The sequence below is a fragment of the Pseudomonas baltica genome (assembly GCF_014235765.1).
Lineage (GTDB): Bacteria > Pseudomonadota > Gammaproteobacteria > Pseudomonadales > Pseudomonadaceae > Aquipseudomonas > Aquipseudomonas baltica.
On the sequence record NZ_JACMYH010000003.1, the window covers coordinates 278,729 to 291,332 of the forward strand.

General features: G+C 61.7%; 14 protein-coding genes and 1 other RNA gene. 9 read left to right on the forward strand and 6 right to left on the reverse strand.

The window, feature by feature from the left end; all coding sequences use genetic code 11:
* The first annotated feature begins 63 nt into the window (after positions 1–63).
* From ubiD to H7993_RS13700, 3 genes are all read left to right on the forward strand, one after another.
* Complete coding sequence (ubiD, locus tag H7993_RS13690; protein ID WP_122479904.1) at positions 64–1,530, forward strand: 4-hydroxy-3-polyprenylbenzoate decarboxylase; 1,467 nt, start codon at positions 64–66, stop codon at positions 1,528–1,530.
* Complete coding sequence (locus tag H7993_RS13695) at positions 1,530–2,501, forward strand: CDP-6-deoxy-delta-3,4-glucoseen reductase (RefSeq protein ID WP_185794695.1); 972 nt, start codon at positions 1,530–1,532, stop codon at positions 2,499–2,501. Before ubiD ends, H7993_RS13695 begins: the two co-directional genes overlap by 1 nt.
* A 260-nt stretch (positions 2,502–2,761) precedes the next feature.
* Positions 2,762–3,436 (forward strand): gamma-glutamylcyclotransferase, encoded by a 675-nt coding sequence (locus tag H7993_RS13700; protein WP_122479902.1) that lies wholly within the window; start codon positions 2,762–2,764, stop codon positions 3,434–3,436.
* A 19-nt stretch (positions 3,437–3,455) separates the two neighbouring features.
* Here the strand turns inward: H7993_RS13700 and glpT are convergent, their stop codons facing one another.
* Positions 3,456–4,802 (reverse strand): glycerol-3-phosphate transporter, encoded by a 1,347-nt coding sequence (gene glpT / locus H7993_RS13705; RefSeq protein WP_122479901.1) that lies wholly within the window; start codon positions 4,800–4,802, stop codon positions 3,456–3,458.
* Positions 4,803–5,050: 248 nt separating this feature from the next.
* On the opposite strand from glpT, the gene H7993_RS13710 reads away from it, so the two are divergent.
* Together H7993_RS13710 and H7993_RS13715 are read left to right on the forward strand one after the other, a co-directional pair.
* Positions 5,051–5,467 (forward strand): flagellar basal body-associated protein FliL, encoded by a 417-nt coding sequence (locus tag H7993_RS13710; RefSeq protein ID WP_185794696.1) that lies wholly within the window; start codon positions 5,051–5,053, stop codon positions 5,465–5,467.
* Positions 5,468–5,547: 80 nt separating this feature from the next.
* Positions 5,548–6,888 carry a Fic family protein gene (locus tag H7993_RS13715; protein ID WP_185794697.1) on the forward strand — a complete coding sequence of 447 codons (1,341 nt, stop codon included), beginning with the start codon at positions 5,548–5,550 and terminating at the stop codon, positions 6,886–6,888.
* 117 nt (positions 6,889–7,005) lie between these two features.
* On the opposite strand, the gene H7993_RS13720 is transcribed toward H7993_RS13715, so the two are convergent.
* Positions 7,006–7,455, reverse strand: coding sequence for an EVE domain-containing protein (locus tag H7993_RS13720; RefSeq protein WP_185794698.1), 450 nt, complete (start codon positions 7,453–7,455; stop codon positions 7,006–7,008).
* A 25-nt stretch (positions 7,456–7,480) separates the two neighbouring features.
* On the opposite strand from H7993_RS13720, the gene H7993_RS13725 reads away from it, so the two are divergent.
* The gene (locus H7993_RS13725; protein ID WP_185794804.1) at positions 7,481–7,819 is read left to right on the forward strand and encodes a hypothetical protein; all 339 of its coding nucleotides are present in this window, start codon (positions 7,481–7,483) and stop codon (positions 7,817–7,819) included.
* 59 nt (positions 7,820–7,878) lie between these two features.
* On the opposite strand, the gene H7993_RS13730 is transcribed toward H7993_RS13725, so the two are convergent.
* From H7993_RS13730 to H7993_RS13745, 4 genes are all read right to left on the reverse strand, one after another.
* Positions 7,879–8,496 carry a 5-formyltetrahydrofolate cyclo-ligase gene (locus H7993_RS13730; protein WP_185794699.1) on the reverse strand — a complete coding sequence of 206 codons (618 nt, stop codon included), beginning with the start codon at positions 8,494–8,496 and terminating at the stop codon, positions 7,879–7,881.
* Positions 8,497–8,597: 101 nt separating this feature from the next.
* Positions 8,598–8,775: non-coding RNA, 6S RNA (ssrS, locus tag H7993_RS13735), on the reverse strand.
* Positions 8,776–8,805: 30 nt separating this feature from the next.
* Positions 8,806–9,123 carry a cell division protein ZapA gene (locus H7993_RS13740; protein ID WP_185794700.1) on the reverse strand — a complete coding sequence of 106 codons (318 nt, stop codon included), beginning with the start codon at positions 9,121–9,123 and terminating at the stop codon, positions 8,806–8,808.
* Entirely contained in the window at positions 9,120–9,329 is a 210-nt protein-coding gene (locus tag H7993_RS13745) for a TIGR02449 family protein (RefSeq protein ID WP_122479894.1), read from the reverse strand. The genes H7993_RS13740 and H7993_RS13745 overlap by 4 nt, the downstream gene beginning before the upstream one ends.
* Before the next feature lie 163 nt (positions 9,330–9,492).
* Between H7993_RS13745 and H7993_RS13750 the strand changes: the two genes are divergently transcribed.
* The 3 genes from H7993_RS13750 to ubiH are packed head-to-tail and all read left to right on the forward strand — an operon-like array spanning position 9,493 to position 12,594.
* Positions 9,493–10,050, forward strand: coding sequence for a YecA/YgfB family protein (locus tag H7993_RS13750; protein WP_185794701.1), 558 nt, complete (start codon positions 9,493–9,495; stop codon positions 10,048–10,050).
* Between the two features lie 19 nt (positions 10,051–10,069).
* The gene (pepP, locus tag H7993_RS13755) at positions 10,070–11,401 is read left to right on the forward strand and encodes a Xaa-Pro aminopeptidase (RefSeq protein WP_185794702.1); all 1,332 of its coding nucleotides are present in this window, start codon (positions 10,070–10,072) and stop codon (positions 11,399–11,401) included.
* On the forward strand, positions 11,398–12,594 hold the full coding sequence (ubiH, locus tag H7993_RS13760) for a 2-octaprenyl-6-methoxyphenyl hydroxylase (RefSeq protein ID WP_185794703.1): 1,197 nt from the start codon (positions 11,398–11,400) through the stop codon (positions 12,592–12,594). Before pepP ends, ubiH begins: the two co-directional genes overlap by 4 nt.
* Positions 12,595–12,604 lie beyond the last annotated feature (10 nt).

The window sequence follows — 12,604 nt, forward strand, 5'->3', positions numbered from 1 at the left end:
GGCGGCTGCCAGCGGCCGCCAGAGCAGGTAGGATGTACGCTTATTTTCTAACTGGCATGGTCGATGAAATTCAAGGATCTTCGGGATTTCGTGCAGCAGCTTGAGCAGCGCGGAGAGTTGAAACGCATTCAGGTGCCCATCTCGCCGGTGCTCGAAATGACCGAGGTGTGCGACCGCACCCTGCGTGCCAAGGGCCCGGCCCTGCTTTTCGAAAAGCCCACCGGCTTCGATATCCCGGTGCTCGGCAACCTGTTCGGCACGCCCGAGCGGGTGGCCATGGGGATGGGGGCCGAATCGGTGAGCGAGCTGCGCGAGATCGGCAAGCTGCTGGCGTTCCTCAAGGAGCCCGAGCCGCCCAAGGGCCTGCGCGATGCCTGGTCGAAACTGCCGATCTTCAAGAAGATCATCGCCATGGCCCCCAAGGTGGTGAAGGACGCGCCTTGCCAGGAAATCGTCCTGGAAGGCGACGACGTCGACCTTGGCATGCTGCCCGTGCAGCACTGCTGGCCGGGCGACGTGGCACCCCTGATCACCTGGGGCCTGACCGTCACCAAGGGGCCGAACAAGGAACGCCAGAACCTGGGTATCTACCGCCAGCAGGTGATCGGCCGCAACAAGGTCATCATGCGCTGGCTGAGCCATCGCGGTGGCGCCCTGGATTACCGCGAGTGGTGCGACAAGCACCCTGGCCAGCCGTTTCCCGTGGCCGTGGCCCTGGGTGCCGACCCTGCGACCATTCTCGGCGCGGTGACGCCGGTACCCGACAGCCTTTCCGAGTACGCCTTCGCCGGGCTGCTGCGCGGCAACCGCACCGAGCTGGTGAAATGCCGCGGCAACGACCTGCAGGTGCCGGCCACTGCCGAGATCATCCTCGAAGGGGTGATTCATCCGGGCGAGATGGCCGACGAAGGGCCGTATGGCGACCATACCGGCTACTACAACGAAGTCGACAAGTTTCCAGTGTTCACGGTGCAGCGCATCACTCACCGGATCAAGCCGATCTACCACAGCACCTACACCGGCCGGCCACCCGATGAGCCGGCGATCCTGGGCGTGGCGCTGAACGAAGTGTTCGTGCCCATCCTGCAGAAGCAATTCCCGGAAATCACCGACTTCTACCTGCCGCCCGAAGGCTGCTCGTACCGCATGGCGGTGGTGACCATGAAGAAGCAGTACCCGGGGCACGCCAAGCGGGTGATGCTCGGGGTGTGGTCGTTCCTGCGCCAGTTCATGTACACCAAGTTCGTCATCGTCACCGACGACGACATCAATGCCCGCGACTGGAACGACGTGATCTGGGCCATCACCACGCGCATGGACCCCAAGCGCGATACCGTGCTGATCGACAACACGCCGATCGACTACCTGGATTTCGCCTCGCCGGTGTCCGGCCTGGGCTCCAAGATGGGCCTGGACGCCACGCACAAGTGGCCGGGCGAGACTACGCGCGAATGGGGTCGGGTCATCGTCAAGGACGAGGCCGTGACCCGCCGCATCGATGAACTCTGGAATCAGTTGGGAATAGATTGATGCGTGTGACCTTGCAACCTTCGGGCGTGGTGCTTGAAACCCTGCCCGCCGAGCGGATTCTGGCGGCCGCGCAGCGCCTGGGCTATGACTGCCCGCAGAGCTGCCGCAATGGCAACTGCCATGTGTGCAGCGCGATGCTGGTGGAAGGCAGTGTTCGCGAGGAGGGCGCGGTGATCGACCGCGGCGAGTTTCATACCTGCATCGCCGAGCCGCTGGAAGACTGCGTGATCCTCTGGGACGGCGTACTGGCCAAGGGCGAGCTGCCGGTGCGCAGCCTGGCCTGCCAGCTGATCGACTGCGTCGATATCGGCGGCGATGTCTGGCGCGTGCGCCTGCGTGCGCCGGCCGGCAAGCCGCCGCGCTACCATGCCGGGCAATACCTGATGATCGAGCGCGACAACGGCGAAAAGTCGGCCTTCTCCCTGGCCTCTGCACCCCACAGCGGGCGCGACCTGGAGCTGCACGTACTGGTCCGCGAAGCCAGTGCGCAGAGCTTGATCGAGCAGTTGCAGCGCAATGGCATGGCCCGTGTGCACATGCCCTATGGCGATACCCACCTGGCCGAGTTGCCGGATGGGCCGCTGGTGCTGATTGCTGCAGGTACCGGCATGGCGCAGATGAACAGCCTCATCGAGCACTGCCGTCGCGCAGGGTTCAAGCATCCGGTGCATCTGTACTGGGGTGTACGTCGCCCCGAGGATTTCTATGCGCTGGAGCATTGGGAGCAATGGAAGCAGTTGCCCAACCTGTTCCTGAACAAGGTGGTGAGCGACCTGTGCGGCTGGGAAGGGCGCTGCGGCATGCTGCATGAAGCGGTCTGCGAAGACATAGCCGACCTGACCGCCGTGCATGTCTATGGCAGCGGTTCACCGGCGATGATCTACGCCACGCTCGATGCCCTGGTGAATGCCGGGATGGATGCGCACCAGATGCGTGCCGACGTCTTTGCCTACGCGCCGCGGCCCGCCTGATTGCCACTGGCCCTGCGTCATTTCGTTGCCTGCTTCTGCTGTCGTGATGCCTGCGTCGAACCCGACGCAGTGGCATTGCCGTGAAATCGTGCACGTCGATGTGTCCGTGAGCCTGTTTGGTGCTTATAACTTATTTATTTGAAGTTGATTATAAGCGCTTGTATTTATTGATCTATCTGCCATACGGTAGGAACGCGGGAGTTGCAATGCGTTAGAGTTAGGCTTCATTGCCATCTTACGGGGATAACAGGCGACTGCTTATGTCGGTACTCGAAACTGCGCACTTGAATGTGGTCTATCCGCCGTCGCTCGATCTCGGGCCGCAATTGACCCACGAGCAACTTCTTCACTCATTGGACACCACGATGCGGCGCCATCGTGGCGGGCCGGTCTGGCTGTTCGCCTACGGCTCGCTCATCTGGCGGCCCGAATGCAGCGCTGCGGAGCGGCGCCGAGCGCGTGTGCATGGCTATCACCGTGGCCTGTACCTGTGGTCCCACGAACACCGTGGCACACCCGAGCGGCCCGGCCTGGTGTTCGGTCTGGACCGAGGCGGCTCGTGCGCCGGGTTCGCCTATCGCTTGCCTCAGGAAGATCTGGAGAATTCGCTGCTGGCGCTGTGGAAGCGCGAGATGCCCTATCCCTCGTATCGCCCGCATTGGCTCAACTGCCGTCTTGAAGACGGCACCAAGGTGCAGGCGTTGGGGTTCGTATTGGAGCGGCATTTGCCCAGCTATGCAGGCAACCTGCCGGATAACCTGCTGACGCAGATTCTCGACAGTGCCAGCGGGCGATTTGGCAGCACCCGCGACTACGTCGAGCAAACCATCAGTGCCCTGCGCAATCACGCAATGCCGGACAAGAACCTGGAAGCCAGGCTAAAGCGTTGCCACCAGGGCAGCTGCACTCAAGCCTCGCAGCAATTCCTGCCCTGACGGCGCTTCACGCCTTGCGTCAGGCGTTACGCTGGGTGCTGGCCACCTGTTTGTGCCAGAGCGTGGGGATCAGGAAGACGATCGCCAACAGGCAGGCGCCGATCAGCAGGACGAAACCACCGTCCCAGCCGAAGTGGTCCACGGTGTAACCCATCGCCGCGCTGGCGGCGACCGAGCCGCCCAGGTAGCCGAACAGACCAGTGAAGCCAGCGGCAGTACCGGCCGCTTTCTTTGGCGCCAGTTCCAGGGCCTGCAGGCCGATCAGCATGACCGGGCCGTAGATCAGGAAGCCGATCGAGACCAGCGCGATCATGTCCACGGTCGGGTTGCCGGGCGGGTTGAGCCAGTACACCAGGGTTGCCACGGTCACCAGCGCCATGAACACCACGCCGGTCAGCCCACGGTTGCCACGGAAAATCTTGTCCGACATCCAGCCGCACAGCAACGTGCCGGGAATACCGGCCCACTCATAGAAGAAATAGGCCCATGAGGTGGTGTCGACGGTGAAGTGCTTGGCTTCCTTGAGGTAGGTCGGCGCCCAGTCCAGTACGCCATAGCGCAGCAGATAGACGAACACGTTGGCCAAGGCGATGTACCAGAGCATCTTGTTGCGCAGCACATACTTGACGAAGATTTCCTTGGCGCTGAATTCTTCTTCGTGGCTTGAATCGTAGCCTTCCGGGTAATCGTTCTTGTATTGCTCGATGGGCGGCAGGCCGACCGATTGCGGTGTGTCGCGCATGGTCGCAAAGGCGAACAGGGCCACCAGCAGGGCAACTGCGGCCGGTACGTAAAACGCTGCGTGCCAATCGTTGAACAAGCCCATGCCGAGCAGGAACAGCGGGCCGATCAAGCCACCGCCGACGTTGTGCGCCACGTTCCACACCGACACCACGCCGCCGCGTTCCTTCTGCGACCACCAGTGCACCATGGTCCGGCCGCTCGGCGGCCAGCCCATGCCTTGCGCCCAGCCGTTGATGAACAGCAGGATGAACATCATGGTGACGCTTGACGTTGCCCACGGCGCAAAGCCGAAGACGAACATCACGCCGGCGGAAACCAGCAACCCGAATGGCAGGAAGTAGCGCGGGTTGGAGCGGTCGGACACGATCCCCATGAGGAATTTGGACAGGCCATAGGAGATGGCGATGGCCGACATCGCCAAGCCCAGTTGGCCTCGGGTATAGCCCTGTTCTTCGATCAGGTAGGGCATGGCCAGCGAGAAGTTCTTGCGCAGCAGGTAGTAACCGGCGTAACCGATGAATATCCCGGCGAAGATCTGCCAGCGAAGGCGACGGTAGGTGCTGTCTATCTTTTCATCGGGCAGGGCTGCACGATGCGGGGCGGGGCGGAAGAAGGCGAACATTCACAAGCTCCATTTATTGTTATTTGCTGCGGTTTCGAATGTTACAGTTTCGTTACCGAAAATAAAACGAATTACCGCCCAGCGGAGTTTGCGAAAATGTTGCAATGCGAACTTAAGCGGTTCAGTTCTGTTCACCCACTCGCTTGACGCTTCTGCATAATCGTTTCAGCCCAGTGGATTCGAACGAGCTATTGAATCGCCCGTGCTGGCCGATACAGTCAGCACACGATCTTGCGGAGACATATGTGATGAAAGCCTGGGTATTCATAGGCCTGGCGTTGGCCCTGCCGACCGCCGTGATGGCCAACGAGACAGCCAAAGAGGGCGAGAACGCAGCGCCCAAGGTTGCCTATATCGGCATGACCCCACCGTTCGTGGGCAACTACGCCTTGGACGGCGGCCCCAAGCTGCACGTGTACAAGGCGGACATCGCCTTGAAGGTCACCGGCGCGGAAGCGGAAGCTGCCGTGAAGCGCCAGGACCCGCTGCTGCGCAATCAATTGGTAGCACTGTTCGCACAGCAGACCTCCGAATCGATGGGCAACGTCGAAGCCAAGGAGAAACTGCGTCAGGAAGCCCTCAAGCAATTGCAGCAGGTGATGAACGACGAAGAGGGCAAGCCTATCGTCGAAGACCTGCTGTTCAATAACCTGATCGTGCAGTGAACTGATTGTTTTGCAGCAAGGCGGACAGAAGATTGCCATTGGCGTAGGCTGTCTCAAAATTACCGAGTTTTGAGACAGCGATGTTCAAGATCCCTCCCGCCGTTATCCGCGATCCGCTTCAACGCATTGCTCGGGATTGTCCGGAGCGCATAGCTGAGTACCTGGCTCTCAACGCGCCCTTGGATGGCAAGGGCCGGTATCAGCATTTCGACAAGCTTCGTTTCCGCATTCCTGAAGGACTGAACCATGAACTGGTGTGGTCGCTGGTGAAGTTGGCGCGTGAACGGCAACTGAGCGACGTCGTTGTACTGGGGCAGCCTGCACATCAATGCCAACTGCTACTGACGCCAGCGATCCATGCCGCGACCTCCGAGACTGACCGGCACACTACGGGTGCTGCATTGGAGTGGATGAGCAACAAGATCGGTGAGCAGAAACACGTGACATACCTGCTCAACGACCTCATAGAAGACGAGGCCATCAGCAGTAGCCAGTTGGAGGGTGCATCGACCACGACCCAAGTGGCCAAGGACTTGCTCAAGCGTCAGCGAGGTCCGCGCACTCCAGATGAAAAGATGATTCTGGGCAATTATCGGATGATGCAGTTCGTGTGGGAGCATCGCACACGACCGCTGAGTGCTGACTTGATCGCGGAGATCCACCAAGTGGGTGTGGAGAACATCGACGACGAGCATTATCACCCAGGTGTGTTCCGCGTTAACGATGAGGTAGTGGTCCAGGACGGCGATGGCAATGTGGTGCATACACCACCGCCAGCACGCGGTCTGGAGTCGCGGCTGGAAGCCTTGGCCGAATGGGCCAACAGCAACCATGGTGAGTTCAGGACCAATCGTTACCTGCATCCGCTGATCAAGGCGATCGTCCTGCACTTTGCCATTGGCTATGAGCACCCTTTTCACGACGGCAATGGCCGGGTGGCCCGGTCATTGTTCTACTGGTTCATGTTCAAGCATGACTTCGCTGCCTTTCGTTACATAGCTATCAGCAAATTGCTCAAGGCCGCCCCTGTGCAGTACGGCAAGAGTTATCTCTATACCGAAACCGACGATATGGACCTGACGTATTTCGTCGACTACCAAAGTCGCACGATCATTCGCGGCATCGCGGATTTCAAAGAAGCCTACGAAAAAACGCTGGCCGATATGAACTCATTCAATCGCTTCCTGTTCGACAGTGGTTTGTATGCACAGCTGAGCGACAAGCAGAAAACCGTACTGCAGGTGGCTAGCAACGAGAAGGGGATGAAGTTCACGGCTGTGAACCTGAAAGAGAGCTTGGGCTGCTCGTACAACACGGCAGCTTCGGTACTCAACGGTCTTGTGGATTTAGGTTTGTTTCAGAAACGCAAGGATGGACGTGAGTGGGTGTTTTCTTTGGCGCAGACGGGGCTGCATCGTTAGACGCTGAAAAGGTTAAGTCTTGTGCACACAACGCGCGATGCAGGTACGCATGGCGCACTGCGGCTATGTGGAGCGAGGGCCAGAAGCGTAACGTCATGGCCAGTTCGACATAGCCTTCTATCGCAATCCCAGCACAATTTCCCACTGCTGTGTCGTTACCGGCATCACCGAAAGCCGGCTGCCTTTTTGTACCAGCGCAAGTTCGGCAAGCCCGCTCTGCTGCTTCAACAAGGCCAACCCGAGCACGGGGTCGAAGGTTTCGACGTGGGCTACATCCACCGAAGTCCAGGGGTTCTTCTCGGTGCTGGCCTTGGGATCGAAGTAATGACTGTCCGGATCCAGGGCAGTGGGGTCGGGATAGTCGCTCGCGACGATGCGACCAATGCCGGCGATGCCTGGCTCGGGGCAGCTGGAATGATAGAAGAAGAAATGGTCGCCAACGGCCATGGTGCGCATGAAGTTGCGTGCCTGATAGTTGCGTACGCCGTCCCAGCGCGTCTGGTCAAGCGTGGCTAGGCCCTGGATGGACAATTCGTCAGGCTCGGATTTCATCAGCCAATAGGCCATGGCGAGTGTTCCTCAATAATGTGAAATGGCCAGCTTTTGTGGGATTCAAGCGCACCCGACAATTGGTCGTGAACAACGTTTGCTTGTCTACCAAGCTTGCCCCAGAATGCGCGCAAATTTAAGCCCGACGCTGCTGCTCGGCACGCCAGAATATCGTTCTGTCGATTCTTTAATTGCCTGTAGGGGGGCAACGTCGATGCGCCGTAAGCCGGACTTGTTGTGGACATTGGTGATTTTGTTGGGCTTGGGTATCGTCACCACTGGATACGCGCAGAGTCTGTGGGCGAGCAAGGCGGATACCGCTGCAGAGCTGATCGTGGTGCAGGCTTCGATGGTGCAAGGTTCGATGGCAAGTCCGCGGTAACGATGGCGCCTGTTCGCGGCCACTGACCGCTCCCGCAGGTTGGCCCCGCGGCGCAAGGCTCACCTCAGATACCAACCCTTGTCCGTCACCGTTCCCTGCAGCGGTATATCCCAACTGGCCTGCGCCAGGCGCTCCACCTTCTGACACTCATGGGCCAGCCCCAGCAGCACCGGAGCTTGCCAGGCCGTGCGGCGATTGCGGTAGGCCAGGCTGCGGTCGTAGAAGCCGCCGCCCATGCCCAGGCGCCCACCTTCGTCGTCGAACCCCACCAGCGGCAGCAGGATCAGGTCCAGTGCCCAGATGGTGCGCTGGCGTGCGCGCTGGATACGGGGTTCTGGAATGCCAAAGCGGTTGGGACGAAGCTTTTCGCCTCGGCGTACCTGCTGAAACACCATCCTGGTGCGCGGCCAATCGCTGAGCACCGGCAGGTAGGTGCGCTTGCCGCGCCGTTGAGCTTCGCGCAACAGAGGTTGCGGGTCTATCTCGCCGTCGTTGGGCAGGTACAGGGCAATGTGTCGGGCACGGCGAAACAGCGGATGCTGGGCCAGTTGTCGGTAGAGATCGCGAGCGGCCAGGCGCTGCTGTGCAGGGGTAAGGGCGCGACGCGCCGCACGTAGCTGGCGGCGCAGGGATTGACGAGGCTGTGTTTGACGAGGCAGCGGCGCGGATACGGTCATGGGCGCGGTCGATCCTGATCAAGGGCGCCGTGGGACAGTGCTGCCCGGCGACGAATGAAAAAGCCCACGCCAAGTGTTGCCGGCATGGGCTGGAAATTCAGGTACTCCCCGACGAACCGCTGTCGGTGTAGCCCTTGAACCCGAAAGTTCAAGGTGGAGATCACAGGAGGTTTTAAGGCTTTCCGTCGAGCGGACATGCACACCAACCCCACGTGCAACCCCCGTGGTTGTGCGTATCGGCTCAGGGACATGACCGACTGGCAAGCACTCCAGGGAGTGATGCCAGTATACAGAAAAGCTTTGCGGATTTCAGCCCTTGGGCGTTTCCGGATCGGTGGCAAGCACCAGGTCCACGCGTTCGAGCAGGTCGCGAACCTGCTCGCGAGTGGTGCCGTTGACCGACAGATCCGGTGTGTCCTGGCGATGCAGCAGATCGTGAGTGATGTTCAGTGCGGCCATGACGGCAATGCGGTCGGCACCGATCACTTTGCCGCTGCTGCGGATCTCGCGCATCTTGCCGTCCAGGTAGCGTGCGGCGTTGACCAGATTGCTGCGCTCCTGCGGCGGGCAGATGATCGAGTATTCCTTGTCCAGGATCTGAACGGTGACGCTATTGCTTGAACTCATGAGTCTTGCTCCAGGGCCTTGAGGCGCGAAATCATGGACTCGACCTTACGCCGGGCGATTTCATTCTTTTCGATGAGATTTGCGCGTTCCTCGCGCCAGGTTTTTTCCTGCGCTAATAGGAGTCCGTTTTGTCGTTTTAGTTGCTCGACTCGTCCGATCAATGATTCGAGTCGGCTCATCAGCGCTTGCAGGTCGTTGTGTTCCATGGAGTCCCGGTGGGTACGGTTGGGAAATGTTGCCCGCCGATGAACTGGCGGGCCCGGTGAAGATGAACACGTAGTTGTCCGCGTCGATAGTCTGGCGCGGTTGCCGGTGCTAGGATACAAGGCCTTCATTCTAGTCATTGCGCCGTCTGGCGCCTAGTTGCCCATGCCTATTCAGAATTCTCCCTATCACGCCTTCGCCGCCCTGCTCACCAGCAGCGGCCACACCGTTTCGCCCGCCGAACTGCACGGGCTGTTGCTGGGTCGCAGTTGCGCCGGTGCCGGCTTCGAGATCGAGCCATGGCTGCTGGATGCCGCCGATCTGCTGGGTACACCGGCCGCAGACAACGTTCGCCAGGCGCTCATCGGCCTGCAGGAAATGGTCAAGGGCGAACTCACCAGCGACGACATGACCGTGGTGCTGCTGGTCCCCAGCGACGAATCGCCGTTGCCCGAGCGCGCCGCCGCGCTGGGCGAGTGGTGCCAGGGCTTCCTCGCCGGTTTCGGCCTGACCGCGCGCGACACGGCGCTGAGCACCGAAGCCATGGAAGTGCTGCAGGACCTGGCCGCCATCGCCCAGGTGCAGGATGCGCTGGAGGAGTCCGAAGACGGCGAGACCGACTACATGGAAGTCATGGAATACCTGCGGGTAGCACCGCTGCTGCTCTACACCGAATCGGCCAAGCAACCGACCGCAGCCAGCGCCAAGCCGTCGCTGCATTGACCGGAGCCTTTGCCTGCCCATGAGCCACATCCCGAAATCGGAATATGCCCGCCGCCGCAAGGCACTGATGGCGCAGATGGTGCCCAACAGCATCGCCATCCTGCCCGCCGCCGCCGTGGCCATCCGCAATCGCGACGTGGAGCACGTCTACCGCCAGGACAGCGACTTCCAGTACCTGAGCGGCTTTGCCGAGCCCGAGGCGGTGATTGCCCTGATTCCGGGGCGCGAGCATGGCGAGTATGTGCTGTTCTGCCGCGAGCGCAATCCCGAGCGCGAGCTGTGGGACGGCCTGCGGGCCGGGCAGGAGGGGGCAATCCGCGATTTCGGTGCTGATGACGCTTTTCCCATCAGCGATATCGACGACATCCTGCCCGGCCTGATCGAGGGGCGCGACCGCGTCTATTCGTCGATCGGCAGCCACCCCGAGTTCGACCGGCACCTGATGGACTGGATCAACAGCATCCGTTCCAAGGCGCGCCTGGGCGCCCAGCCACCCAATGAATTCGAGGCGCTCGACCACCTGCTGCACGACATGCGCCTGTACAAGTCGGCCGCCGAGGTCAAGGTCATGCGCCGGGCCGCCGATATTTCCGCACGCGCCCATGTGCGCGCCATGCAGGCCTGTCGTGCCGGGCTGCACGAGTACAGCCTGGAGGCCGAGCTGGACTACGAGTTCCGCAAGGGCGGGGCGAAGATGCCGGCCTATGGCTCGATCGTCGCGGCCGGTCGCAATGCCTGCATCCTGCATTACCAGCAGAACGATGCGGTGCTGCGCGACGGCGACCTGGTGTTGATCGACGCCGGCTGCGAAATCGACTGCTATGCCAGCGACATCACCCGGACCTTCCCCGTGAGCGGCCGCTTTTCACCCGAACAGAAAGCCATCTATGAGCTGGTGCTCGAGGCGCAGCAGGCGGCCTTCGCCGCCATCGGGCCCGACAAGCACTGGAACCAGGCCCATGAAGCGACGGTCCAGGTCATTACCCGGGGGCTGGTGCGGCTGGGCCTGCTCAAGGGTGAGGTCGACGAGCTGATCGCCCGCGATGCGCACCGCGCGTTCTACATGCACCGCGCCGGGCACTGGCTGGGGCTGGATGTGCACGATGTCGGCGAGTACAAGGTCGGCGGCGAGTGGCGGGTGCTCGAACCCGGCATGACCTTGACCGTCGAACCTGGCATCTACATAGCGCCCGACAACCTCAGCGTTGCGAAGAAGTGGCGCGGCATTGGCGTACGAATCGAGGACGATGTTGTGGTGACCAAGAAAGGCTGCGAGATTCTTACCGAGGCAGTGCCCAAGTCGGTCGCCGAGATCGAGGCGCTGATGGCCGCCGCACGGGCGGACGCATGAGCCGCTTCAACCTGGCCATCATTGGTGGCGGGCTGGTCGGCGCGAGCCTGGCCCTGGCGTTGCAGGCCGGGGCCAGGGCGCGCGGCTGGAAGATCGTGCTGATCGAGCGTTTCGCGCCGGGCGATGCCTACCAGCCCAGCTATGATGCGCGCTCCTCGGCGCTGTCCTTCGGCACCCGGCAGATCTACGAACGCCTGGGCTTGTGGCCGGCGATCAGCCAGCGCGCCGAAGCGATCCGCCAGATCCACGTGTCCGACCGCGGTCGCTTCGGCACCGCGCGGCTTCGTGCCGATGACGAAGGCGTGCCGGCCTTGGGCTATGTGGTGGAGAACGCCTGGCTGGGGCAGTGCCTGTGGCAGGCGCTGGACCAAGAGGTCGTGAGCTGGCGGTGCCCAGCGGAAGTGACTCGGATGCAGGCGCTGGCTGACGGCCATGAATTGAGCCTGGACGACGGCACTCAGCTGCAGTGCGACCTGGCCGTGCTGGCCGACGGCGGTCGTTCCGAGTTGCGCGAGCAGCTGGGCATCGCCGTGCAACAGACGCGCTACGATCAGGACGCCCTGATTGCCAACGTCACCCCAGGCAATGCGCACCAGGGCCAGGCGTTCGAGCGCTTCACCGATGACGGACCGATGGCCCTGTTGCCGTTGCCCGACAACCGCTGCGCACTCATCTGGACCCGTACTCCCGCCGACATTCGACGCTTGCAGGGCTTGCCCGACCAGGCATTTCTGCAAGAGCTGCAGGCGGTGTTCGGCTATCGCCTGGGCACGCTGCAGCGCGTCGGCGCTCGGCACGTCTACCCGCTGTCGCTGGTGCAGGCCGAGGAGCAGGTTCGCTCCAATCTGGTCGTGCTCGGCAACGCGGCGCATGCCTTGCACCCCATCGCCGGGCAGGGCTTCAACCTGTCGATGCGCGACGTGCAGGCGTTGGCCGAGGCCTTGCTCGCCAGCACCGGTCATTTGGGCCAGCTATCCCTGCTGCGTGGCTATGCGCAACGCCAGCGCCTGGACCAGCGGCTGACCGTGGGCTTTTCGGACCAGTTGACGCGGCTGTTCGCAACGCCCGATCCCTGGCTTGCAGTAGGCCGTAACCTGGGCCTGCTGGGGCTCGATCTGCTACCGCCGGCCAAGCGCTGGTTCGCACGCCAGGCCATGGGCCTGGGCACTCGGTCGGAGATCGAAGGGCAATGAACACAGTGAC

Bases quoted from the DNA above. Each gene is read 5' to 3' on its own strand.
- ubiD (WP_122479904.1), top strand. From the start codon at position 64: ATGAAATTCAAGGATCTTCGGGATTTCGTGCAGCAGCTTGAGCAGCGC.
- H7993_RS13695 (WP_185794695.1), top strand. From the start codon at position 1,530: ATGCGTGTGACCTTGCAACCTTCGGGCGTGGTGCTTGAAACCCTGCCC.
- H7993_RS13700 (WP_122479902.1), top strand. From the start codon at position 2,762: ATGTCGGTACTCGAAACTGCGCACTTGAATGTGGTCTATCCGCCGTCG.
- glpT (WP_122479901.1), bottom strand. From the start codon at position 4,802: ATGTTCGCCTTCTTCCGCCCCGCCCCGCATCGTGCAGCCCTGCCCGAT.
- H7993_RS13710 (WP_185794696.1), top strand. From the start codon at position 5,051: ATGAAAGCCTGGGTATTCATAGGCCTGGCGTTGGCCCTGCCGACCGCC.
- H7993_RS13715 (WP_185794697.1), top strand. From the start codon at position 5,548: ATGTTCAAGATCCCTCCCGCCGTTATCCGCGATCCGCTTCAACGCATT.
- H7993_RS13720 (WP_185794698.1), bottom strand. From the start codon at position 7,455: ATGGCCTATTGGCTGATGAAATCCGAGCCTGACGAATTGTCCATCCAG.
- H7993_RS13725 (WP_185794804.1), top strand. From the start codon at position 7,481: ATGGCCAGCTTTTGTGGGATTCAAGCGCACCCGACAATTGGTCGTGAA.
- H7993_RS13730 (WP_185794699.1), bottom strand. From the start codon at position 8,496: ATGACCGTATCCGCGCCGCTGCCTCGTCAAACACAGCCTCGTCAATCC.
- H7993_RS13740 (WP_185794700.1), bottom strand. From the start codon at position 9,123: ATGAGTTCAAGCAATAGCGTCACCGTTCAGATCCTGGACAAGGAATAC.
- H7993_RS13745 (WP_122479894.1), bottom strand. From the start codon at position 9,329: ATGGAACACAACGACCTGCAAGCGCTGATGAGCCGACTCGAATCATTG.
- H7993_RS13750 (WP_185794701.1), top strand. From the start codon at position 9,493: ATGCCTATTCAGAATTCTCCCTATCACGCCTTCGCCGCCCTGCTCACC.
- pepP (WP_185794702.1), top strand. From the start codon at position 10,070: ATGAGCCACATCCCGAAATCGGAATATGCCCGCCGCCGCAAGGCACTG.
- ubiH (WP_185794703.1), top strand. From the start codon at position 11,398: ATGAGCCGCTTCAACCTGGCCATCATTGGTGGCGGGCTGGTCGGCGCG.